This is a genomic window from Mesorhizobium wenxiniae (genome assembly GCF_002284535.1).
Taxonomy (GTDB): domain Bacteria; phylum Pseudomonadota; class Alphaproteobacteria; order Rhizobiales; family Rhizobiaceae; genus Mesorhizobium; species Mesorhizobium wenxiniae.
In genome coordinates, this window is record NZ_NPKH01000035.1 from 236,448 (window position 1) to 258,789 (window position 22,342).

The window sequence follows — 22,342 nt, forward strand, 5'->3', positions numbered from 1 at the left end:
GTACTACTCAAGCACTGTTTTTAGCTCTTCGCAGTCGCACAAAAATATGCCAAACGCGACCCCGCTGTTGGTAACGTAAGGGAAGGGGGCGTCGGTTGAGCGCGGCTGGTGAGATAAAAGGGATTAACCCTCCAGATATTCGAAGCGAAAAGGCCAAACGCCACTTGTATGCTTGACGGCCTACACCACGCCGGTCGCGAGGCTACTCGATCGCCACTGCGACATCGTTCTTGTCGGCGACAGCGTCGGCATGGTGCTGCACGGCCTGTCGTCGACGCTGGGCGTCACGCTCGACATGATGATCATGCACGGACAGGCCGTTCGCCGCGGCCTTGAACACGCGCTGATGGTCGTCGACCTGCCCTTCGGTTCCTACGAGGAAAGCCCAGAGCACGCTTTCGGCAACGCTGCGCGCGTGATGGGTGAGACCGGTTGTTCAGCGGTGAAGCTCGAGGGCGGCGAGACCATCGCGGAAACCATCCGCTTCCTTACCGCGCGCGGCGTACCTGTCATGGCCCATGTGGGGCTGACGCCGCAGGCGGTAAACACGTTCGGAGGCTATCGTGTGCAGGGCCGGGGAGCCGATGCAGAGCGGATCAGGCGCGACGCCAGGGCGGTAACCGAGGCGGGCGCCTTCTCCTTGGTGCTCGAAAAGATACCGGAGCAGCTTGCACGGCAGATAACCGCCGATATCGACATACCCACCATCGGCATCGGTGCCTCGCCAGCTTGCGACGGCCAGATTCTGGTGAGCGACGATATGCTCGGGCTCTTCACCTCATTTCGGCCGAAGTTCGTCAAACGCTATGCCGAGCTCGGTGAGCAGGCTGAGGCGGCAATCGCCGCTTACGCCACCGATGTGCGGAACCGGCACTTTCCGGCGGTCGAACATCTCTATGTCAACGCCTTGAAGGCCGGAGACTTCACATGAGCGTGGCGATCGCTCGAACCGTGAGCGAGCTGCGCGCCGTCGTTGCGCAATGGCGTCGCTCGGGTGCCACGATCGGTATTGTGCCGACCATGGGAGCCTTGCACGACGGGCATCTGAGCCTTGTGCGGAAGGCGCTTGAAAGGGCCGAGCGGGTGATCGTGACGCTGTTCGTAAACCCCAAGCAGTTCAACAGCCCCGCCGACCTGATTGCCTATCCTCGGACGGAAAGCGAAGATGCTGCCAAGCTCGCGCCGCTGGGCACGCATCTGCTCTATGTGCCGGACGCAGAGGAAATGTACCCGGCGGGCTTCGCCACGGTCGTTTCAGTGTCCGGCATCAGCGAATGCCTGTGCGGCGCATTCCGGCCCGGCCATTTCAATGGCGTGGCGACGGTCGTGGCCAAGCTCTTCCTGCAGGCCGGCGCTGACTTCGCCTTTTTTGGCGAAAAGGATTTTCAGCAACTTCAGCTTGTCAGGCGCTTGGTCCGGGACCTCGACATTCCGATCACTATTGTGCCCTGTCCGACAGTCCGCGAAGCCGATGGTCTTGCGCTATCGTCGCGTAACGTGCGGCTCTCCCCAGCCCAACGCGCCATTGCCCCAAAACTAGCATCGGTCCTGCTCGATACGGCCGAGCGGCTTGCACGCGGCTCTCCCATCCTGCCTACGCTTGATGAAGCGCGTGCAACAATTCTGGCTGCCGGCTATCGCGAGCTCGAATACCTGGAGCTTCGCGGAGAAACAGACCTGCAATCGTTAGCAAGCCTTGACCGACCGGCACGCTTGCTTGCTGCGGCTTGGCTTGGCGACACGCGGCTCATCGATAACGTCGCAATATCACCCATCGGTAGTTGGTCAGGTGCGCGGAGCTCTCTCCAATCGGAAGCAGCACAGCAATTGCGGTGATGACGGCGGCGCGTCGTACGCCCTGCAGGGACAGGCCATCATTTAGAACCACGTCTCCGCCCGGCTTCCAGCAACCTCCGCGAGGTACGCAAAGCGCAGATGCATCGCGTATTTGAAACCTTGGTCGAGCAACTCTCTGCAAGCGTCGATGCCGTCGATCTCCATGAGGCAATGGCGTCCGCCGCAGCCGGGTTCGACTTTCCGTTCTTCGCTTATTTCACCTACCCATCCGCTTCCGGCGACACGCCGCGATTGATCTCGAATTATCCATCATCATGGACATCACATTACCTGCAACTGCGCTACCACAGCGTGGATCCCGTGATCCTGCGGGGACTGCGAGGCTGGGATACCTTCGACTGGGGTGTGGACCGCGATCACCGTTATTTGCCGACCTCGCAGCAGGAAGTCCTGGAAAAGCAGCTGAGTTCGGCATTCGCGGCGGACTGACCATGTCGATGCATGATCATCGCGGCCGGTTCGCCGCACTGACCTTCGCCTCCAACGAGGCGCATCCGCCACTTTTGAGGTCGCTGACGCGCTACGAAAAAGCAATGCAGTTGGTTGCGATCAACGTTATATCCATGCCCGGCGCAGGCTCGCCGAAGATTGCGTGGTAGATGGCATAACGCTCACCCCGCGGGAGTTCGAGTGCCTGAAATGGGCGGCGTGCGGCAAGTCGGCCTGGGATATCAGCCAGATTCTCGGTGTCTCGAAACGCACCGTGACCTTCCATCAGGAAAACGCCAAGGCGAAGCTTGGCGTGCGAACCATCAACCAGGCCATAGTGCGGATGGCTGCTCGGGCGAGATCCTGATCCTCTCCAAGGCTAGCTGTAAAGGTCTACAGGCTGCATTCATGACGGCTTTGCCCTTCGATTGCGTGGACACATCCCGCACGGAGACGACAATGATGCAGCTGATAACACCCGACTGCTACGCCGAGTTCGCGAGCGAACTCAGGGAAATGCACGGGCTTAGGTATCGGGTTTTCAAGAAGCGGCTCGATTGGGAAGTGCAGACCGAAGGCGAAATGGAAACGGACCCGTTTGACAGCCTGAACCCCGTCTACCTACTTCTCAAGGGGTCCGATTGGCGAACTTGCGGCTGCGTCCGCCTTTTGCCGACCACCGGACCGACTATGTTGCGCGATACGTTTCCGGCGCTGCTGGATGAGATGGTGGTCCCTGCGAGTGCCGATATCTGGGAGAGTAGTCGTTTCGCGCTCGATCTCCCTGCGACAGCGCCGAAGGCTGCTGGCGGCCTGGCACAAGCAACCTACGAGCTCTTCGCGGGCATCATCGAATTCGGCTTGGCCAACAATCTCTCCGGGATCGTAACGGTGACAGATACGCGCATCGAAAGGATCCTTCGTCTCGCGACCTGGCCGTTGTCACGTATCGGACAGCCCCAGCAGGTCGGCAACACCGAGGCAGTCGCCGGCTTCCTCGAGATTTCCTACGCCAGTCTCTTGCGCATCCGCTGGAGGGGACGCCTGAACGGGCCGGTGTTGTGGCAACCAGTTCTCATCCAATCGGCATAGCGCCTGCGGATGCTCAGCCGTGACCTGGGTTAAGTCTGCTCACGGCCGCCACCGCCCGCCGTCAAGCTGAGCGGACCCGGCCCCACGAGCATTCGACTGTTCCGGTCGATCGACTCGCGCGGCCGGACTTCGGATTTCCGTAGGCGCAACCCGCAGTCCAGCGTGAGCACGCCAAAATGGCGCCCGTCCGCTTGGAAAGAAGCCAATGTGGCTTCTGAGGTCGCCTTGGAATATTGGACCGGCCGCCGTGAGCGATCCCAACCTCAAACCTTTGCCGGTATGCCGGTTTGGCCGGACCGTCGGCCAGTCGGAGCAGTCCCCCGATAAGGACCCGAGCTGACGCGCGATCCAACAGCGCCCAAGCCTATGCTATGTGCATTACCGTTCGGTTGGCCATATCGTCCAAGACCGCATGAAGAAGGCTTCCAACCTCCTGCGCAGCGAACTCTGGCGCAATTCCTACATCGGACAATTGAATGAGCATTTTCTTGGCAGCACAGCGCCAGAACGCACTCGCCGCCTCGCCGTTCTTGGTCTCGAGGGCCTGGGCGATACTTTCGACCAATGTGCGTCGCCGATGCAGCGGAAATACGCAAATGTTTGAGTGATGCATCAATCACCTCACAGTTTCAGTTCCACAAAGAAAACACCGGCGTCTTCAAAAGCGCCGCGCTAGCGCGGTGACGGTTCGCGGCGACATGACGAGTTCCACTTCCCCTCGACAAGCCATTGGGCGATGAGCCGCCGGACCGCACATCCGGACCGCACATAAGGTGAACCACCATTGCTGATCCGGCTGCGTTTCCTGTGCCGTTCCGCGACGAGGCGTTCCAGCCCGAATTGACGTCCAATGACTTGATTTCTGAAAGGGCAGGGCGGCACGAATCACCCGACTGTTCCGCCGCTTACATTCCTGCGAGCTTGTGTATGAATGATTAAAGCGTGCCCGAGCCGTTCTTGGTGGCCGCAGAAGGGAATCATGCCATCCGCGCCTATCGTAAGGCCGCGCGACTTCTGGCATGGCTGCACTGCCCCGACAGGGCTTTGCAATCGCGCGTTTCCAACCCTATGCTTTGGCATCGGCCGTCAGTTACTTCGGATGCAGCCGACAGTAAGAGGTACGCGCTCTTGCCCGCATGGGAGAGAGCCTTGCCCGAATCCCTTTTTCGCAACCCGGTGCTGAAATCCCTTTCGCCGGAGGACTTCGCGCTGTTGCGACCATCGCTGCATCGCGTCGAACTGGACATCAAGGCTCAGTTGCTGATCGCGCATCAGCCGATCAGGAATGGATATTTTCCCGAGAGGGGCATCGCCTCGGTGGTCGCCACCATGACCGGCGGACGGCAATGTGAAGTCGGCATTATCGGATATGACGGGATGACAGGAATTGCCCTCATTCTCGGACAGGACAGCTCTTCCAACGAGACCTATATCCAGGTCGCAGGCAATGGCTGGCGCCTGCCGGTTGAAATCATTCGTCCTGCGGTTGCGGAAAGCCCGTCGCTGCGCACGTCAGTGCTGGACTATGCCCACGCGTTCCTTGTCCAGTCGTCCCGGACGGCACTGGTCAATGGCCACTCCAAAATCGAGGAACGGCTGGCCCGCTGGTTGCTGATGATCCATGACCGCTCTGACGGAGACAAGATCTACCTGACGCATGAATTTCTGGCGACCATGCTCGGCGCCCGCCGTCCCGGGGTCACCACGGCCCTGCAAATGCTTGAATATCGAGGACTTGTCCGTGCCAAGCGCGGCGAGGTCACGATTATCGACCGCGTCGGATTGATGGAACTCACGCATGGCGCTTACGGCGAGGAGGAGCAACGTTATTTCGGCCTGGCCACCGCTGCCTGATTGTCCGGTATCGGACATAGGCTTGAAGGCTGCCGAACTCCCGTCCTAGATCGTGTCAGTCAGAGTTTCAGGGAGGCGGGTGAAAAAGCCGCCGAAGCCTATGTTCTGTCCAGAGGCAAGGCCCGGTTCCTCTCCACCGCCCAGGCGATCCGCGCCATTCGAACGCTTATGCCGGCGTGCAAAGCGACCGATCGCGAGTTGAGGAATTGGTGGCGGCGACGTCCATCGTTCACGGTGTGCCCGTCGCCTTCGACGCAAAAACAGCCGAGGGAGTAGAACCACGGCTGCATTCCTAGGAGGGCATGCCGCGCCGTCCAGACTGTCAGATCGGGCATTCGTCAGATGGTTGTCCGCTAACTTAACTGGCAGAGTCTACAGGACGTGTCCAGCATTGCGAACTCACCGATCGCTTGGCGGCCAAAGCTGCCGGCAAGCGATCGCCTCATCCAGCCGTCTGCACCATCTCATCACAGACATCATCGGTGATGCTACCTGCCCAGCATATGTCCAGCATTTCGCAGGGCGGCCAGAAGGAGCCTCGCATAGCCTGTGACATCGATCTGGGCCTGCATGGACAGGGGCATGCTGGTCCAGTTCTCCAATGGTGCAATGAAAGGTGAGAAGGTGCCATTGACAAGGCAACAGCAGCTAACAAGGCCCTCTCGGTCCAATGCCACCACACCGATCTTGTCGCCTGGATATCCAATGGCTGCGACTCGCTGGACCTCCAGGTCACCGTCAACCCGCACGTCGAAAAGAAGGCTACCACGGCTCCTCGTGGCTATCTCAGCCGCCTTCTCATCAAAGCTTGAAGAGAGCAAGCGGACGCCTTCCACCGCCATCTGGAAAATCACCAAATCCAGTTCATTCACGGCCATATGGGCAATTGCGCGCAATGGGTGGTGATTGCAATGACACACACTGCTTGTTCACAGATGTCGGTCACGAACGATCATTCGTCGGGTTCCGGTTCCGACCAACGGTGTGGCCACCTGATCGTGCTGCGGTTCGAACATTCCTAACGCGAGCCGAGCGCTGTTGATGAGGATGGAGTCTAGGTCTCGGGCCCTGCCTCGCGGCTTGCTCATCCTTGGCAGACCCCTTGCAACGCCGCCGCGATGGCGCAAACGCCAGATGACGCTGATCCATCGCTTAATCGTGAACTGAGCTTCTGAACACCCTTGGTGGGACAGCAGGGTGGAAGGGCTTGACCAACGCTGCCGCCGTTTTCGAAGAGGGCCCGTCCTCGATTGAATCTTTGGAGCCCCGTGCGGCGCGCAGGAAAATGTTGACCATCTGGACGCAGGTCCCAGACCCCAAGGCAAACAGGGAACCTTCCAGCCAGCCAAGCTGCGCCGAAGCAAAGAGCGACCTTTGGAATTCCCAAGAACGGACCCTTCCATAGTTGACTGGCAACCGCAGCGCGAGTGCGGGAGAGCGAACAAGCACTGCGTGAGAGGTCCTGCGCGTTTTCCCCTCTTTGCTATTTGGCACATCGCTTGCGCCGAAGTGGGCGCAGCGTTCGACCGGAGCACTGCATGGGAGAAGGAGGAGCCCCACCCCGATCCGGTCAAGGAGAGAAACGGTGTTGGTTCCACAAGTCCCCATAGCGAACGCAGCGGCCCGCAAGCGCCATTTTGCCCGGGCCTACGTGCAGGTGCTTGCCGCCATAATCCTGGGTGCTGCAATCGGCTATTTCCATTTGGAGACCGGCCAGAGCCTGAAGCCGCTCGGCGATGCCTTCGTCGATGTCGTCAAGATAATCACCGTACCTGTCATCTTCCTGACAATAGCGACCGGCATTGCCGGCATGAGCGATCTGCAGAAGGTCGGCCGAGTTGCCGCCAAGGCGATGGTTTATTTCCTCACCTTCTCGACACTTGCACTCGTTGTCGGACTGATTGTCGCGAATATCGTTCAGCCTGGCGCCGGCCTCAACATCGATCCGGCCTCGCTCGATGTCCAAGCCGTTAAGGGCTATGTGGCCACGGCTCACGAGCAGTCCGTGACCAGCTTCCTGATGAACATCATCCCATCAACCATTGCCAGTGCCTTCGCGGAAGGCGACATCCTGCAAGTCTTGTTCTTCTCGGTCCTGTTCGGCGCGGTCTGCCGCTACAACGGCCGCTCGATCTTCTCTCTCGTCCGATACATCAAGGACGAGCTGCTGCTCGCAACGTCCTCCTCGGAGGCCGCGCTGCCCTCGCTCATGGAGAAGATGGAAAAGGCCGGCGCCACGCATTCGGTCGTGGGTCTCATTCCATTCAATCTGGACGGCACGAATATGATGCTCGCCGCCCTCTTCATCGCCCAGACGACGAAAACTGATCTGCCGATCGGCTGCCGGATCCTCATGCTGTTCGTCGCATTGTTCCCTTCGAACGGAACAACCCGCATTACCGGTGCAGGCCTCGTCACAATGGCTGCAACGCTCTTTCTTGTTCCGGCCGCACCGGTCACCTCCGTGGGTCTTATTCTTGGCGTCGATCAGCTTATGTCCGAATGCCACGCGCTGACGATATTTCTCCGCAGCGTAGCGGCAACGCTGGCTGTCGCCCGGTCTGGGGCGAGCGGGATAAACGACGATTCGGGGAGCGCCTCACTAGCGGACCGTTCAGCGCTCTGGCGGTGGACGGTCAAGTCGCCCGGCGTGGTGAACGCAGTTCCCCGCGCGAACGACGCTCAGCTATTGGGGTGGGCCCGATGGCGCAAAGCCGTATTTGAGAAACCGCCAGATCGCACCCGCACCTGTGCGCCTGTAGCAACTGCGGGGCACGATCAAAAGCGACCCATTTTACACCGAAAAGGCGGGCCGTTGCTGCCACGCCGTCCATGGATTGGAGCCTCATGTCTAAGACAACGGCCACCACTCTCGCGGTTCTCCTTTTTCTCCTCGCCGTGCTGCTTTCCGTGCTGGCGAGCCATAATAGCGCGCACCCGCCGCGGGAAAGGCCGCCCCCGCCCATGCAGTCGTGCCAATGGACAGTCAAAAGTGGAGCGGCGCACTCGTCAACGACCCCGCTTCGCCAAATCGCCGGCAACCCGGAAGGTCCGGGGACCCTTCAGCGCTCTGCCGGGCGGACGGTCAGTCGCCCGGCGTGGTGAATGGCGGTCGCGGTTGCCCGGCCCGCGCGAACGACGCTCAGCTGGGTGGGGTGGGCCCGATGGCGCAAGGCCATCTTTCCAGAAACCGCCAGAGCGCACCGGCATCTATAGCTGTGCGCCCTCGCGACTGCGCCCTGTGGCAAGTGCGGGGCTCGATCAAAAGCATTTTACACCAAAAGGCGGGCCGTTGCTGCCACGCCGTCCATGGATTGGAGACTCATGTCTAAGCCGACTGCCATCACTGTCGCAGCTCTTCTTTTACTCCTCGCCGTGCTGGCGAGCCAATATAGCGCGAACCTGCACCGGCAGGCGTGGTCGATCGACAGGCAAAAGTGGAGCGGCGCATTCGACAACGACCCCCTTCGCCAATCGCCGGCAACCCGCAAGGCGATGCCGTTCTGGTCATATTCAATGACTACCACAACTGTCCGCATTGCAGACTGGCAGATCTCAACTACCAAAAAGCCTTCAAGAATGATCCCAATCTGAAGCTTGTGATCAGACGGTTCCCGGTCCTGGGACCGGATTCCCAATCGCACTCGCCTCGAGAAAACAGGGAAAGTTCGACGAATTCCACCGCGCCCTTATGACTTCCCCCAGTTGGATCATTGAAAGGATCACTCTCAAGATCGCAGCGCGTGTGGGCCTTGACGTGGAGCAGCTCAAGCGGGAATGCAAGATCCGGCCATCGCAGATGAACTTGCGCGCGTCCGCGCACTCGCGAAAGGTCTGCACATCGACCGTACGCCCGCGTTGGTGGTCGGCGATATAGTGATCGCCCACCTGGTCGACATGGCCAGCTTGCAACGCTTGCTCGCCGATGCGCGCTCAAAGCGTGCAGGCTCTCGTGCGGGGCAGCATCTGTAGATCGGCCACGCTGTTGTTGCCGGAGCGTGCCGTTTGTGGCAGCTGGCTTTGCTGTTGCTCCTCGGCATCTTGTTGCGGTCATCCAGCTGCCGTGGGCGCCAACAACAATCCTGAGCGCCCGCGCCTGAAGGCGCTGGCCGGGTGCTCGTGAACCGAGCCCGCTTATCTTCGCCAGGCTCAGGCGGTCTTGGCCCTGCGGCTTCGCCCCCTGGCGCGGGGCAGCCTTCGGCTGCTGACGGTCGCCGGCCTGTCGGCCGGCGTCGTTTTTATCGTGGCCTTCCCCGGTGGCGCAGGGCGGGCAGCACTCCCTTCTAGGCCCGCCGCGGCGTCCCGCAACCCTTCGCTTTCGCTTCGGGTCCTCCACTCCGTTCCGGTCCTGCGGATGCAGTCCGCCTCCGACGTCGGGCCTTTCCGGTCGCTTTCGCCGCCCACCCCGCTTCCGGGGAGGGCGCGATTGAAGAGCGGAGGACATCACGATGCGTGCAAACAACAAACGTTGCGGCAGCCGACAGGCTGGCGCAGAGAGTGGCGGGCGCACCGGCGCCAGCCTTTATCAGGAAATCACCGACCGCATCATTGCCGAACTGGAGCGCGGCACCGTGCCATGGGTCAAGCCGTGGGGCAGGGCAAGGACAGGCCTCGGCCTGCCGCGGAATGCGGCCACCCAGCGCCGATATTCCGGCATCAATATCCTGATCCTGTGGGGCGGGGTCATCGATCGCGGTTTCCCCAGCCAGAACTGGCTCACCTTCCGGCAGGCGCTTTCCCTAGGTGGCAATGTCAGGAAGGGTGAGCACGGCACCACCATCGTTCACGCTGACCGCTTTGTTCCCAAGAACGAAAAGCAACGCGCCGACACCGATGGCGACGAACCGCAGGCGGTGCCCTTCCTGAAGCGCTTTACCGTCTTCAATGTCGCGCAGTGCGATAATCTGCCCGAACATCTTTATGCCGCCGGCGAGCCTCTGCCTGAGCGCGAGATGGTCCCGCAGGCCGAGGCGCTCATTCATGCAACCGGCGCTGATTTTCGCATCGGCGGCGAGCGCGCCTTCTACATGCCCGGCAGCGACACCATACAGGTGCCGCCGCAGCCGGCTTTCTTCCACCAGATCGACTATTACCGGACCTGCTTTCACGAGCTTGGCCACTGGACCGGCCACCCGACGCGACTCGCGCGCGACCTGTCCGGCTCCTTCGGGTCCAACACCTATGCGCGCGAGGAACTGGTCGCCGAAATCGCATCAGCCTTCATCTGCAGCAGTCTCGGCATCGAGCCGACCGTGCGCCATGCCGACTACATCGGCTCATGGCTGACGGTTTTGCGCGAGGACAACCGCGCCATCTTCCGCGCCGCAAGCCATGCCTCGAAAGCCGCCGATTTCCTGCTTGGCCGCAATGCCGATGTCGAAGGCGAGGCACATGCCGAAACCGCCTATGGAAGCGCGCAATCATCACACGCGGCCGCCTTGCGCCTCTGATGACGCAAAAGCCGCGCAACCAACTCGACAGTTCTTTTGAGGTTGCGCTAACATGGCCGGCGTTGGCGCGGATCGTTTATCGGATCGAGGTTCGCAAAAAAAGGGCGGCATTGCTGCCGCCCCTCGTTGCGAAAGCTGCCAGAGCTGGATTAGAAATCCATACCGCCCATGCCGCCCATGCCGCCGCCACCCATGCCGCCAGGCATGCCGCCGCCGCCAGCCGACTCCTTCTTCGGAGCCTCCGCGATCATGGCTTCGGTGGTGACCAGCAGGCCGGCCACCGAGGCCGCGTCCTGGAGAGCGGTGCGGACAACCTTGACCGGATCGACGATGCCCATGGCGATCATGTCGCCATATTCGCCGGTCTGGGCGTTGTAGCCGAAGGTCGCGCCCTTGTTCTCAAGGATCTTGCCGGCAACGATCGATGCTTCCGCACCGGCGTTGGCCGCGATCTGGCGGGCCGGAGCCTGCAGCGCACGACGAACGATGTTGATGCCGGCGGCCTGGTCGGCATTGACGCCGGTGGCCTTGATGTTGGCCGAAGCGCGCAGCAGCGCGACGCCACCACCAGCAACGATGCCTTCTTCGACGGCCGCGCGGGTCGCGTTGAGGGCGTCATCGACGCGGTCCTTCTTTTCCTTGACTTCGACTTCCGTCGCACCGCCGACGCGGATCACCGCAACGCCGCCGGCGAGCTTGGCCAGACGTTCCTGCAGCTTCTCCTTGTCGTAGTCCGAAGTGGTCTCTTCGATCTGCTGCTTGATCTGGGCAACGCGGCCCTGGATCTCGGCCTTCTTGCCGGCGCCGTCGACGATGGTGGTGTTCTCCTTGGAGATCGACACCTTCTTGGCGCGGCCGAGCATGTTGAGGCCGACATTCTCGAGCTTGATGCCGAGGTCTTCCGAGATGACCTGGCCACCGGTGAGGATGGCGATGTCTTCCAGCATGGCCTTGCGGCGATCACCGAAGCCCGGCGCCTTGACGGCGGCGATCTTCAGGCCGCCACGCAGCTTGTTGACGACCAGCGTGGCCAGAGCCTCGCCTTCGACGTCTTCCGAGATGATGAGCAGCGGCTTCGAGGTCTGCACGACGGCTTCGAGAACCGGCAGCATGGCCTGGAGGTTGGACAGCTTCTTCTCGTGCAGGAGGATGTAGACGTCCTCGAGCTCGGCAACCATCTTGTCGGCGTTGGTGACGAAGTAGGGCGAGAGGTAGCCGCGGTCGAACTGCATGCCTTCGACGACTTCGAGTTCGGTCTCGGCGGTCTTGGCTTCCTCAACCGTGATGACGCCTTCGTTGCCGACCTTCTGCATTGCTTCGGCGATCATCTTGCCGACCGAAGCATCGCCGTTGCCGGCGATGGTGCCGACCTGGGCAACCTCTTCGGAGGTCTTGATCTTCTTGGCGTTCTTGATCAGCGTCGCAACGACGTCGGTTACCGCGAGGTCGATGCCGCGCTTCAGGTCCATCGGGTTCATGCCGGCGGCAACCGCCTTGTGGCCTTCCTGGACGATCGACTGCGCCAGAACGGTCGCGGTCGTGGTGCCGTCGCCGGCGATGTCGTTGGTCTTCGAAGCAACTTCGCGGACCATCTGCGCGCCCATGTTCTCGAACTTGTCCTCAAGCTCGATTTCCTTGGCGACGGTGACGCCGTCCTTGGTGATGCGCGGGGCGCCGAACGACTTGTCGATGACGACGTTGCGGCCCTTGGGGCCGAGCGTGACCTTCACCGCGTCGGCGAGGATGTTGACGCCGCGCAGCATGCGCTCGCGGGCATCACGGGAGAATTTTACGTCTTTGGCAGCCATTTTTAGCTCCTGGCAGGGGCTTCAATCGAGCCCGGGAATTCAGTTGACGAAAGGGCCTGATATGAGCCGATGATGCCCATGATGTCGGATTCCTTCATGATCAGAAGGTCTTCGCCATTGAGCTTGACTTCGGTGCCCGACCACTTGCCGAACAGGATGCGATCGCCGGCCTTGACGTCCAGTGGGACGAGCTTGCCGGCTTCGTCACGGGCGCCGGAACCAACGGCGATGATCTCGCCTTCCTGCGGCTTTTCCTTTGCCGTATCCGGGATGATGATCCCGCCAGCGGTCTTGGATTCGGATTCGACCCGGCGAACGACCACGCGGTCATGCAGCGGGCGGAACTTCGACTTTGCCATTTTCGGATTTTTCCCTGGTGCGGATGTTGAGGGGTTTTTGTTAGCACTCGCGATGGACGAGTGCTAACGCGATAGTGAGGTAGGCTGTAAGCGGGCACTCGTCAAGACGGACGAGGGCAGGCGAGGAGCTCTGGCCCCCTCCCCGGTGGAACCCAACGCATACGCGCATCCGCGTTGATGGCTGCGAGCCCCACATTTCCATTGAATTCGGCGTCATGACGCCAACTTGCGCGCGCCGCTTCCAAGTCGTCAGTCGTGCTGCCGTCAGCACGAACATAGGGCTGCGCTTCACTTCCCGTCGAAGCCGCGGCAAGCAGCGTCGCCGTCAGCACGCTCCTTTGCAGATGCTTGCCAAAGGTGGACAGTGAGCGCACCTGCGCCGGGCTGTTGGTGCGAACGTAAGACGTCATTGACAACTCCTTTTTGCAAGTCGAGCCCTTCTCCACCTTCGGCCGCCGTCGACGCGAAGAAGTCCGCATCGCGTTGATGACGAGCTGCGAAAAAGAGAAAGATGTGTTTGATGGCTGCGGCCCCAACGGTGCCTTCAGATTTGAGATCACTTCCGCCGCGAGCGGCTGAAGCTCCTCGCAACGTCACAATCGAATCTGCTGCCAAGCCTCCAGGAAAGGAGAGCATTGCTCATCTCGCGCTTGTGCATGCAGTCAACCTTCGATCCGTGTTGCCACATCTCAAGTGCAAATGCCGTGCCAAAGCTCACTGGGTAGTGAACGCATGGCTCTCCCTGAAAACCTCACAAATCCAGCATGGTCAATTGTGCGGAACCCGACATGCGTCTTCTGCCACTGTCAGCTTTCGGACAGGCATGACGCGTTTCGCGCCGACCACCGGTCGATCGGTTTTGGGGCCGGTCTGTTCGCCTCATAAGAGCGCGTCACGTTGCGTAGCGGTTTCCCGAGCGCCGCCACATGACACTGGACCTGCAGGTAGCACCGGCTTCTCATCCAGCCTTGCTTTGGCCCCTTCGCGTATCAAATTCCCGCTGGCGAGCCCTGCTTTCATAGATCGCACCATGCCGGATGTCTGCTCTGGCGCCCGACCCGCTGGCACGATCTCGATCCGGCATAAGGGCGCAGCATCTTTGCAGGCCGTTTCATCCCGGCGTCCTGCTTGGCTGAAAGACCGCACTTGGCGAGCGGTCTCCATGCTCTCTCCAAGGACCATCCCTGCGGCTGGCTTGTCGACCTATGGGCGGGTCCGGCCGCCCGAAACCCTCGCCATCAGCTTTTTTCCCCGCCGCCTGCGGCGGCTTCCTCGCGCCGCTTCGCTCACAAAAAAGCTGCCCGCTCGGATCCTTCGCTGTCGCTGCGGCCCTGTCGGATTCAGGCGGTCCTGACGCGCCCATTACGGTGCGCCATCGCAGGGGATGGTCCCCGGCGAAACCACAAAAGGAGACTTCGAAATGACCGCGATCGGTTACGTCAACAAGCAGGAAAACGGCGCCTACAAGGGCCAGCTCAAGACGCTCAGCGTCCGCGCCGACATCGATATCGTCCCCAACCAGGCCAAGAGCGCCGACAACCATCCCGACTTCCGGGTGCTTACGCAAGGGGTCGAAGTTGGCGCCGGCTGGATCCGCACCGGCGAGACTTCCGGCAAGGATTATGTGAGCCTGTCGATTGCAGCGCCGGAGTTCGGACCGCGCAAGCTCTACGCCAATCTCGGCCGCGCCGCCGGCCAGGACGATCACGACACCTACGCCATCATCTGGAACCCGGCCGACTGACCGGCCGAGATAGAGCCTCGCGCCGCAGCCCCGGCGCGGGGCTCATTCCCAGGAGTTCCACCCAAACCCCGTCCGCCCTAAAGGGCGGCGAAAACTCTCCCCCGACTCTTCGCCCGTCCCCGAGACGATCTCCCTCGCCCATCCTCGCCCTCGCTTGTCCGAAGCGAAACGAGGATCATCATGGACGACGAAAACGAACGCGCGGCCCGCGCGAAAAAGGGCAGCCCGTTTCTCAGCACAGCCCAAGCCGCCTTCTATATCGGGCTCTCCCAGCGCACGCTCGAAAAGATGCGGCTCAAGGGCGGCGGCCCGAAATTCCGCAAGCACGGCCGCTATGTCCGCTATCACATCGACGAACTCGACCATTGGTCGAAAGGACACCCGCAGCACTCCACCGCCGGCGATGGCAAGGCCGGTTCCGGCCAGGGCGGCACGGGAGGCCGTTCATGAGGCGGCGCCCTTCCATCCATCTGATCGGCAGCCGCCTGAGGCGTGTTCGAGCCCGTAAGACGGTCGCCTTGGCCGCGGCCGGTCTCGGTCTTTTGGGCTTCACGGCGCTGGGAAAGCCCACCCCTTGGCTGGTCTGGAACGCCTCGGCCAGCGCGCCGATCGGCCTTTACCGCATCGCTGCGGGAGCGCTGGCGCGTGGCGATCTCGTGCTCGTGCGCCCGCCTGAATACGCGGCGTATCTCGCCGCCGAGCGCAGCTATCTGCCTCGCAATGTGCCGCTGGCAAAACGTCTTGCAGCGCTGCCGGACGATAATGTCTGCGCCTTCAATGACGCCATCATCATCGGCGGCGACATCGTCGCGCGCCGGCTCAAAATCGACGCCGAAGGCCGACCTTTGCCATGGTGGAACGGCTGCCGAGCGCTCGGGGATAACGAGGTTTTCCTGCTCGGCAGCGACAAAAACCGCTCCTTCGACAGCCGCTATTTCGGGCCTGTTCCCACTCAAAATGTCATCGGGAGGCTCGTACCGCTATGGACCGAGTGACCCTCCTCTTGTTGGGCATGATCGCCATTGCGCCATGCGCCTGTTCCGCCTCGACCGGCGCTGAGCCGGTCGCCATCTCCCAAAGTCCGCAGCTGCGAAAGTGGCAGACGTTGGTATCGGAAGCAAGCCGGCGCTTCCATATTCCCCAAGCCTGGATCTATGCCGTCATGGCTGCCGAAAGCGGCGGCAAGACAATGCGCGGCGGCCGCCCCATCACCTCCCCCGCTGGCGCCATGGGCCTCATGCAGGTGATGCCCGGCACCTATGAGGAGATGCGGGTCGAACACGGCCTTGGGCCTAACCCCCACGATCCGCGCGACAATATCCTGGCCGGCACGGCCTATCTCAGCGCCATGTATGACCGCTTCGGATTTCCTGGCCTGTTTGGCGCCTACAATGCCGGTCCCGAGCGCTACGACGAGCATTTGAAGCGTGGCAAACCGCTGCCAGAAGAGACCGTCGAGTACCTCGACCAACTCAAGGCGGCCGGAGTTTCGGCGGCCGACATCGAGGCGTTCGAAAGCCAATCTGTCGCTCCAAAGGCGCAAATCGCTCCTCTCGGACGGTCGCTGTTCTTCATTCATGACGGTGTTCACTCAGGCGTGCGAAACGGCGATCTCTTCGTGCCGCTCGGCAAGGACGGCGCGCAGCCGAAGGAGCCGGTGCGTTAGCCATGGGCGGACGGGGGCGCGTCTGGCGGGGCTGGGCGCGTAAGGCAAGATAAAGGTACCGCCTCCAGGAGGCGGTTAAATCTTTGTCTGCACATCGTTTTTCCAGGAGGCTGCCGCCGGTGCCAAGAGGGTTGGACGTGTAAGTGTCTGATTTTGCTTGATATGTCTGGGAGGCTCGCATGAAGGATGACGAGTTCAGGCCGAAGCTCGGCAAAATCGGGTCGCGCGGCTCGAAGGCAGGCAAACGCTATGCCGGTCAAGTCCGGGCAGCCGTCAACCGAGCCGGCGGCCAGCCCCAGCCCGGCGGTCGCTTCACGGGCAGCCGGACAGGGCGCGGCGGGGCGGCTGCGGCGCTGCTGAAATCGCGCGACCGGTATGCCGCCTTCCGCCAGCGCCGGGTGATCGTCAAGGCGCGGATCGTCAAGCTCGCCGGCAAGGGCGCGGACGGGGCGCGTGCCCATCTACGCTATCTTCAGCGCGACGGCGTCACCCGAGAAGGTGCGCCTGGCGAGCTCTACGGCGCCGACAGCGACCGCGTCGACGGCAAGGCGTTCATCGATCGCGCGGACGGCGACCGCCACCAATTCCGCTTCATCGTCGCTGCCGAAGACGGCATCGAGTATGAAGACCTGAAGGCGCTGACGCGGCGGCTCATGGCGCAGATGCAGGAAGACCTCGGCACGAAGCTCGACTGGGTCGCGGTTGATCATTTCAACACCGGCCACCCGCACAGCCACATCATCGTCCGAGGCAGGGACGACCGTGGCGAGAACCTGGTCATCGCGCGCGAATATATCTCATCTGGCATCCGCGAGCGGGCGGCCGAGCTGGTCAGCCTCGATCTCGGTCCGCGAACCGACCGCGAGATTGAGCTTCGCCTGCGCCGGGAAATGGAGCAGGAACGCTTCACCAGCATCGACCGTCGGCTGCTCAGCATGCGTGATGATGACGGGCTGGTCTCGCCGGGCGGTCCCGACGCCATTCGCCAGACGCTGCACCAGGGACGGCTGCGCAAGCTCGAGCGGATGGGTCTGGCCGCGGAGGTCGGCGCTGGCTCCTGGCGCCTCGACGATGAGCTCGAAGCCACGCTGCGCCGCACCGGCGAACGCGGCGACATCATCAAGACCATCCACCGCGAACTGGCCGGCAAGGGGCTTGCACGCAGTGCCGCCGACTGGGTGATCCACGATCGAGCCGGCGAGCCCGTCCAGTCTCTCGTCGGTCGCGTTGTCGCGCGTGGACTGGCCGACGAGATCAATGACCGCCACTACATGATCGTCGACGCCGTCGACGGTAAGAGCCATTGGATCGACATCGGTAGAGGCGAGGCGATGGAAACGATGCCTAATGGCTGCATCGTGCGTGTCGCGCCAAGGAACACCGAGCCGAGGCGGGTCGATCGTACCATCGCCGAAATCGCCGCCGCGAATGGCGGCCGTTACGACGTCGATATCCACCTGAAGCATGACCCATCCGCCACCGAGAGCTTTGCGCGAACGCATGTGCGGCGGCTGGAGGCGATCCGCCGCGCGACCGGCGGCGTTGAGCGAGAGCCGAACGGCACCTGGCTCATCGCGCCGGACCATCTCGATCGCGTCGCGAATTATGAGGGCCAGCGGGCCAGGGCCGAGCCTGTCGTTGTCGACAAGCTCTCCTCAATGGCGCTGGAGCGACAGGTCAGCTTCAACGGCGCCACCTGGCTCGACCGGGAGCTGGTTGCCGATAGACCCGAGCCTTTGCACGGATCCGGCTTCGGCTGCGACGTGAGAGAGGCGCAAGCTCGCCGGCGGGAGTGGCTGATCGCGCAAGGCCTCGCGCATGAAGAACAGGATCGGATCGTCTATCGAGCCAACATGCTTTCGATCCTGCGCCAGCGAGAACTGAACCGTGTTGCTGGCCAACTGTCGGAGGAACTTGGCCTGCCCTATGCCGAAGCGCGATCCGGAGGACGAGTAGAGGGTACGCTCCGCCGCTCCGTCGAGCTTGCCAGCGGAAAATATGCCGTCGTTGAGAAGTCGCGCGAGTTCACGCTGGTGCCATGGCGGCCGGTGCTTGAGCGCCATGTGGGCAAGGAGGTCTCCGGTGTCGTGAGTGGGGAGGGGATTTCATGGACCGTCGGCCGGCAAAGGAGCGGACCTGGTGTTTCGTGAGATGGTGTACAGCTTTTTTAGCCAGCGGCGCGGGCAGCCATGCGAGCCCGCGTAGACCTTATGGCCGCACGCCCGCAATCGGTCGCATGGACCTGCCAGGCGGGGCGGCTTTGGAGCGTTCGGACCCGACACGCTGCGTGAGTGGCCAGACTTCGAGCGCTCGAAGATGCGGACTGTTGTCTGCTGGCCGGCGTTATTCCGGCTGGCCTATGACCGCGGCGCAACAGTTCACCGCTGAAGTTGCCACGGGCGAACATCGACAAGAGAAAAAACACCATTGCGCGATACAAATCGCCGTTGAAAGCGTTTGGGTTGCATGCGCTTCGCCAAGTAAACGGATACCCCAGAAGAGAGCCATGACCACGGCCCGCCATATCGTGACGCTGCTTAAAAGCCACATTGCCGGCGACGAGGATCGTTTCCTCTCTATCGCGATGCAGCTTGCTGCGCATGAGGCACGTCAAGGCCATGGCAAGCTTGCTCAGGAGCTCAAGGATCTGGTCGACGCAGCCAAGAGCAGGGACGCCCGGATTGCCAAGAGCAGTCGGCCGGTTCCCCTTTTTCAGCCAAAGGGCGAGCTCGCAGGGCTCCTGCATGTGCGCTATCCGGACCTGCGACTGACCGACATGATTTTGCCGGACAGTCTGCGCTCGCGCCTGCACCGCGTGCTGGGAGAGCAGCGCCAACAAGCAAGCTTGCGCGAGCACGGGCTTGTTCCCCGTCGCAAACTGCTTCTGGTCGGCCCGCCAGGATCAGGCAAGACGATGACCGCATCGGCATTGGCCGGGGAGCTTCATCTGCCCCTTTTCACGATCGTCCTCGATGGTTTGATCACCAAGTTCATGGGAGAGACTGCCGGAAAGCTGCGGCTTGTTTTTGATGCAATGCAGGCGACGCGGGGCGTCTACTTCTTTGACGAATTCGATGCCATCGGCGCGCGTCGAGGCGAACGCCAGGATGTTGGCGAGATTCGGCGCGTGCTGAATTCGTTTCTGCAGTTTCTCGAGCAAGACGACAGCCACAGCCTGATTATTGCGGCAACAAATCATCCCGAGCTGCTCGACAGAGCTTTGTTCCGCCGTTTCGACGATGTCATCGAATACGCCGTGCCCGATCGGCCGATTATCGAGGCGCTGCTTCGGGCTCGACTCGACCGCTTCGACACCAGAGGGCTTGCCTGGAACGAGGCGATCTCTCAGGCAGAGAGACTGTCGCAGGCCGAGATCACCCGCGCGGCCGACGACGCTGCAAAAACCATCATATTGCGGGGGGGGAAGCGGATCAGCTCGGAAGCGCTCATCGACGCTCTGAAGGAACGCCGGCAGGCTTCGCTGTCTGAGTAGCGACAGCACAGATCATAATGGCAGACGATTTTCCGCGCGACCGCGCCCATATCCACCTTCGCAACAACGGCATTCGGGAAGCCTATCGGCGGCCCAACCAACTTATACATGCACCGCCGCTGCCGGCGCGTGATCGGGCGTCGCATGCTGCGGCCTTGACGCAATCCATCGAACAAGCGGTCGAAAGTGCACGCCAGCAGATTGCGGCGCGTGACCCCCAGCTGTCGGTCGGCACGCCTGGCTTTTATCTCGAGATCGATCTGCCCATGTCCGGACGGGCGGCCCTCGACCAGTTGGCCGATCGTCGCCAGCACATGGAGCTGGTCGCCGTCCATGAGCCAACTCAACCCGGTGCTCCCATCACAGCGTCGGTGTTCCTGCCGCAAAGCGCGCAAGCCTATTATTTGCGGAAAGTCGAGGCGTATCGAGACGTTGACACTGACCGCGGCAGACCGCGCAACGAGCCGCTCGTCTCCCGCATGGAGACAGTCAGGCTGGCGACTGCACGATCGTTGTTTACCGACCACGACGACCTCTTCCCCCAGGCCGCTGACGAGCAGGTGTGGTGGGAAGTCTGGCTGCGCGACGGTCGCCGCGAGAACTTCGAGCACATTGCCGAAGCCCTGAACATCACTTTGCGCACGCATGCGGTCAGGTTTCCGGAGCGGGTGGTCATGCTGGCACTCGCCAGCACGGCAATGCTCGACCGCATGATTGCGCACAGCGATGTCGTCGCCGAGCTGCGGCGCGCGAAGGATACGCCGTCCTTCTTCATGGGCCTTGGCGGCGCGGAGCAAAGGGACTGGAGCGACGAGCTTCTCGGGCGCGTCAGACCGCCTCAACCGATATTGCGGTCTGCATTCTCGACAGCGGCGTGCGTCGCACCCACCCGTTGATCGAACCCGCACTTGCCGTTGAAGACTGGCACACCGTCAAACCGGCATGGGGCAGCGACGACACACCTGCGTGGAGCGGCCACGGGACGCGAATGGCAGGTGTCGGCCTGTACGGTGATCTGGTCCCGCTCCTGGTCGGAGGCGATCCAGTTCCATTGCCCTTTCGGCTGGAGAGTGTTCGTATCCTTCCGCCAGAAGACGAGGCAAACGATCCAGAACTCTATGGCGCGATCACCGCGGAAGCGATCGCCCGCGCCGAGGTGCAGGCGCCGGAGCGCCGCCGCGCGATCGCAATGGCTGTGACAAGCGCCAGTCCGGCGCGTGGAAGGCCCACATCGTGGTCTGCCGCTATCGACCAACTCTGTTTCGAAGAGGAACAGCGACGCTTGATCGTTCTCTCTGCCGGCAACATCGGCGATGACCTCATGCCGGCCGAGCATTTGACGCGCAACGATCTGGAAGCAGTCGATGATCCTTCTCAGGCCTGGAATGCGCTGACGGTCGGCGCTTTCACAGAAAAGGTCGATATTATTGACACCGACTTTGCGGGCTACGCTCCGATCGCGCCGGTCGGCGAGCTCTCGCCGCGCAGTCGCACTTCGGTCGTTTGGGACAGGCAGTGGCCGGTGAAGCCCGAGGTCGTCTTCGAAGGCGGCAATCTCGCCCATGACGGTGTGTTGCCTGGCGAGCCGATCGACGATCTGCAGATATTGACCACTTTCTATCGACCCGAACTGCGCCACTTCACCACCCTCGGAGATACGAGCGCGGCAACGGCCCATGCCGCACGGATGGCGGGACTAATTCTATCAGCGCGCCCCGAGCTGTGGCCTGAAACGGTTCGCGCCCTGATCGTCCACTCGGCCGAATGGACTCCGGCGATGCGCGCACGCATCGATGCGTGCAACGGAGCGAAGGGCGAGATCCAGGCGCTCGTGCGGCGCTATGGTTATGGCGTGCCAGATCTTGGGCGCGCGCTTCTGTCAACGGTGAACGACCTCACGCTTATCGTTGAAGATGAGCTTCAGCCTTTCCAGCGCGAGGGCGGCGCGGCTGCCAAAACGCGTGACATGAAGCTGCATCGCCTGCCTTGGCCGAAGGAGCAGCTCGCGGCGCTCGGCGCTGCCCAGGTCGAGCTCCGCGTCACGCTGTCCTATTTCATCGAACCCAACCCCGGTGAACGCGGATGGACCCGCCGGCATCGTTACGCGTCCCATGGTCTTCGGTTCAGAGTAAAGTCAGCGACCGAGACAGTCGACGAATTCCGAGCCCGCATCAATCAGGCCGCTCGGGACGAGGAGGAAGGGGCGCCTGCTGGAGGCGGAGAAGAGTGGCTGCTCGGCACCTTCCGCGATCGCGGCTCGTTGCACGCCGATTTCTGGTCGGGCAGCGCCGCCGATCTCGCCGAGCGTGACGCGATCGGCGTGTTCCCGGTCGGGGGCTGGTGGAAGGAGAAGCCTTACCTGGAACGCGTCGACGCTCTGGCTCGGTACGCCCTGATTGTGACGATTCGGGCGCCTGGGGTCGATGTTGACATCTTCACACCCGTCGAAGCAGCCCTGACTGTCGAGACGTCGGTCGAGACCTGATGCAGCACTGTCCAAACCGGCCAACAACGGAGGTTTGACCAGCCTCTGGTGCCATGGCGGCTGGTGCTGGATCATCACGTCGGCAAGGAGGTGTCAGGGATCATG

The 22,342-nt window shown here is 62.0% G+C and carries 18 protein-coding genes and 4 pseudogenes; 17 read left to right on the plus strand and 5 right to left on the minus strand.

Annotated elements, in window-relative coordinates; translation table 11 throughout:
- Positions 1–95 precede the first annotated feature (95 nt).
- From panB to CIT31_RS28475, 6 genes and pseudogenes are all read left to right on the plus strand, one after another.
- Positions 96–931, plus strand: a pseudogene (gene panB, locus CIT31_RS28460) (3-methyl-2-oxobutanoate hydroxymethyltransferase).
- Positions 928–1,836: a pantoate--beta-alanine ligase gene (panC, locus tag CIT31_RS28465; protein WP_095521263.1), complete on the plus strand. Its 909-nt coding sequence runs from the start codon at positions 928–930 to the stop codon at positions 1,834–1,836. The pseudogene panB and the gene panC overlap by 4 nt, the downstream one beginning before the upstream one ends.
- A gap of 99 nt (positions 1,837–1,935) precedes the next feature.
- Positions 1,936–2,286: an autoinducer binding domain-containing protein gene (locus tag CIT31_RS35940; RefSeq protein ID WP_342586960.1), complete on the plus strand. Its 351-nt coding sequence runs from the start codon at positions 1,936–1,938 to the stop codon at positions 2,284–2,286.
- 2 nt (positions 2,287–2,288) lie between these two features.
- Positions 2,289–2,456, plus strand: coding sequence for a hypothetical protein (locus CIT31_RS35945; protein WP_342586961.1), 168 nt, complete (start codon positions 2,289–2,291; stop codon positions 2,454–2,456).
- Entirely contained in the window at positions 2,450–2,653 is a 204-nt protein-coding gene (locus CIT31_RS35950) for a helix-turn-helix domain-containing protein (RefSeq protein WP_287324222.1), read from the plus strand. The genes CIT31_RS35945 and CIT31_RS35950 overlap by 7 nt, the downstream gene beginning before the upstream one ends.
- 92 nt (positions 2,654–2,745) lie before the next feature.
- Positions 2,746–3,378 (plus strand): acyl-homoserine-lactone synthase, encoded by a 633-nt coding sequence (locus CIT31_RS28475; RefSeq protein ID WP_095486082.1) that lies wholly within the window; start codon positions 2,746–2,748, stop codon positions 3,376–3,378.
- A 364-nt stretch (positions 3,379–3,742) separates the two neighbouring features.
- Here CIT31_RS28475 and CIT31_RS35480 read toward each other — a convergent pair whose 3' ends face one another.
- Complete coding sequence (locus CIT31_RS35480; RefSeq protein ID WP_095486077.1) at positions 3,743–3,991, minus strand: DUF6074 family protein; 249 nt, start codon at positions 3,989–3,991, stop codon at positions 3,743–3,745.
- Between the two features lie 329 nt (positions 3,992–4,320).
- Between CIT31_RS35480 and CIT31_RS28485 the strand changes: the two genes are divergently transcribed.
- Entirely contained in the window at positions 4,321–5,232 is a 912-nt protein-coding gene (locus CIT31_RS28485) for a Crp/Fnr family transcriptional regulator (RefSeq protein ID WP_245316491.1), read from the plus strand.
- A gap of 488 nt (positions 5,233–5,720) precedes the next feature.
- Here CIT31_RS28485 and CIT31_RS28495 read toward each other — a convergent pair whose 3' ends face one another.
- The gene (locus tag CIT31_RS28495) at positions 5,721–6,110 is read right to left on the minus strand and encodes a hypothetical protein (protein ID WP_095521265.1); all 390 of its coding nucleotides are present in this window, start codon (positions 6,108–6,110) and stop codon (positions 5,721–5,723) included.
- 707 nt (positions 6,111–6,817) lie between these two features.
- Between CIT31_RS28495 and CIT31_RS35485 the strand changes: the two are divergent.
- From CIT31_RS35485 to CIT31_RS28510, 3 genes and pseudogenes are all read left to right on the plus strand, one after another.
- Positions 6,818–7,792: pseudogene (locus tag CIT31_RS35485) on the plus strand (cation:dicarboxylate symporter family transporter); the annotation flags it as partial.
- A gap of 1,217 nt (positions 7,793–9,009) precedes the next feature.
- A complete protein-coding gene (locus CIT31_RS35495; protein ID WP_051695369.1) occupies positions 9,010–9,204 on the plus strand; it encodes a thioredoxin domain-containing protein in 195 nt (64 codons plus the stop codon).
- A 476-nt stretch (positions 9,205–9,680) separates the two neighbouring features.
- Positions 9,681–10,682 carry an ArdC family protein gene (locus tag CIT31_RS28510; protein ID WP_051695374.1) on the plus strand — a complete coding sequence of 334 codons (1,002 nt, stop codon included), beginning with the start codon at positions 9,681–9,683 and terminating at the stop codon, positions 10,680–10,682.
- A 149-nt stretch (positions 10,683–10,831) separates the two neighbouring features.
- Here CIT31_RS28510 and groL read toward each other — a convergent pair whose 3' ends face one another.
- From groL to CIT31_RS33945, 3 genes and pseudogenes are all read right to left on the minus strand, one after another.
- Positions 10,832–12,490 carry a chaperonin GroEL gene (groL, locus tag CIT31_RS28515; protein ID WP_029354912.1) on the minus strand — a complete coding sequence of 553 codons (1,659 nt, stop codon included), beginning with the start codon at positions 12,488–12,490 and terminating at the stop codon, positions 10,832–10,834.
- A gap of 65 nt (positions 12,491–12,555) precedes the next feature.
- Positions 12,556–12,849, minus strand: a pseudogene (gene groES / locus CIT31_RS28520) (co-chaperone GroES); the annotation flags it as partial.
- A 101-nt stretch (positions 12,850–12,950) separates the two neighbouring features.
- The gene (locus tag CIT31_RS33945; RefSeq protein WP_126089903.1) at positions 12,951–13,259 is read right to left on the minus strand and encodes a hypothetical protein; all 309 of its coding nucleotides are present in this window, start codon (positions 13,257–13,259) and stop codon (positions 12,951–12,953) included.
- 1,010 nt (positions 13,260–14,269) lie between these two features.
- Between CIT31_RS33945 and CIT31_RS28525 the strand changes: the two genes are divergently transcribed.
- The 7 genes and pseudogenes from CIT31_RS28525 (at position 14,270) to CIT31_RS28555 (ending at position 22,237) form a co-directional block, all read left to right on the plus strand.
- Positions 14,270–14,593 carry a DUF736 domain-containing protein gene (locus CIT31_RS28525; RefSeq protein WP_029354915.1) on the plus strand — a complete coding sequence of 108 codons (324 nt, stop codon included), beginning with the start codon at positions 14,270–14,272 and terminating at the stop codon, positions 14,591–14,593.
- Between the two features lie 180 nt (positions 14,594–14,773).
- The gene (locus CIT31_RS28530) at positions 14,774–15,043 is read left to right on the plus strand and encodes a helix-turn-helix transcriptional regulator (RefSeq protein WP_029354917.1); all 270 of its coding nucleotides are present in this window, start codon (positions 14,774–14,776) and stop codon (positions 15,041–15,043) included.
- Positions 15,040–15,588 (plus strand): S26 family signal peptidase, encoded by a 549-nt coding sequence (locus CIT31_RS28535; RefSeq protein ID WP_029354919.1) that lies wholly within the window; start codon positions 15,040–15,042, stop codon positions 15,586–15,588. Before CIT31_RS28530 ends, CIT31_RS28535 begins: the two co-directional genes overlap by 4 nt.
- On the plus strand, positions 15,576–16,259 hold the full coding sequence (locus CIT31_RS28540) for a lytic transglycosylase domain-containing protein (RefSeq protein WP_024505647.1): 684 nt from the start codon (positions 15,576–15,578) through the stop codon (positions 16,257–16,259). The genes CIT31_RS28535 and CIT31_RS28540 overlap by 13 nt, the downstream gene beginning before the upstream one ends.
- A gap of 179 nt (positions 16,260–16,438) precedes the next feature.
- On the plus strand, positions 16,439–18,409 hold the full coding sequence (rlxS, locus tag CIT31_RS28545) for a relaxase/mobilization nuclease RlxS (protein ID WP_095521267.1): 1,971 nt from the start codon (positions 16,439–16,441) through the stop codon (positions 18,407–18,409).
- A gap of 356 nt (positions 18,410–18,765) precedes the next feature.
- Entirely contained in the window at positions 18,766–19,752 is a 987-nt protein-coding gene (locus CIT31_RS28550) for an AAA family ATPase (protein WP_095521268.1), read from the plus strand.
- A 17-nt stretch (positions 19,753–19,769) separates the two neighbouring features.
- Positions 19,770–22,237, plus strand: a pseudogene (locus CIT31_RS28555) (S8 family peptidase).
- Positions 22,238–22,342: the final 105 nt, after the last annotated feature.

What these genes read in the sequence shown, in the direction of transcription:
- CIT31_RS28525 (WP_029354915.1), top strand. Translation starts at nt 14,270, where the DNA reads ATGACCGCGATCGGTTACGTCAACAAGCAGGAAAACGGCGCCTACAAG.
- CIT31_RS28540 (WP_024505647.1), top strand. Translation starts at nt 15,576, where the DNA reads ATGGACCGAGTGACCCTCCTCTTGTTGGGCATGATCGCCATTGCGCCA.
- CIT31_RS28510 (WP_051695374.1), top strand. Translation starts at nt 9,681, where the DNA reads ATGCGTGCAAACAACAAACGTTGCGGCAGCCGACAGGCTGGCGCAGAG.
- CIT31_RS28475 (WP_095486082.1), top strand. Translation starts at nt 2,746, where the DNA reads ATGATGCAGCTGATAACACCCGACTGCTACGCCGAGTTCGCGAGCGAA.
- CIT31_RS35940 (WP_342586960.1), top strand. Translation starts at nt 1,936, where the DNA reads ATGCATCGCGTATTTGAAACCTTGGTCGAGCAACTCTCTGCAAGCGTC.
- CIT31_RS35945 (WP_342586961.1), top strand. Translation starts at nt 2,289, where the DNA reads ATGTCGATGCATGATCATCGCGGCCGGTTCGCCGCACTGACCTTCGCC.
- rlxS (WP_095521267.1), top strand. Translation starts at nt 16,439, where the DNA reads ATGAAGGATGACGAGTTCAGGCCGAAGCTCGGCAAAATCGGGTCGCGC.
- CIT31_RS28530 (WP_029354917.1), top strand. Translation starts at nt 14,774, where the DNA reads ATGGACGACGAAAACGAACGCGCGGCCCGCGCGAAAAAGGGCAGCCCG.
- CIT31_RS28535 (WP_029354919.1), top strand. Translation starts at nt 15,040, where the DNA reads ATGAGGCGGCGCCCTTCCATCCATCTGATCGGCAGCCGCCTGAGGCGT.
- CIT31_RS28550 (WP_095521268.1), top strand. Translation starts at nt 18,766, where the DNA reads ATGACCACGGCCCGCCATATCGTGACGCTGCTTAAAAGCCACATTGCC.
- CIT31_RS28495 (WP_095521265.1), bottom strand. Translation starts at nt 6,110, where the DNA reads ATGGCCGTGAATGAACTGGATTTGGTGATTTTCCAGATGGCGGTGGAA.
- groL (WP_029354912.1), bottom strand. Translation starts at nt 12,490, where the DNA reads ATGGCTGCCAAAGACGTAAAATTCTCCCGTGATGCCCGCGAGCGCATG.
- CIT31_RS35480 (WP_095486077.1), bottom strand. Translation starts at nt 3,991, where the DNA reads ATGCATCACTCAAACATTTGCGTATTTCCGCTGCATCGGCGACGCACA.
- CIT31_RS35495 (WP_051695369.1), top strand. Translation starts at nt 9,010, where the DNA reads ATGCAAGATCCGGCCATCGCAGATGAACTTGCGCGCGTCCGCGCACTC.
- panC (WP_095521263.1), top strand. Translation starts at nt 928, where the DNA reads ATGAGCGTGGCGATCGCTCGAACCGTGAGCGAGCTGCGCGCCGTCGTT.
- CIT31_RS33945 (WP_126089903.1), bottom strand. Translation starts at nt 13,259, where the DNA reads ATGACGTCTTACGTTCGCACCAACAGCCCGGCGCAGGTGCGCTCACTG.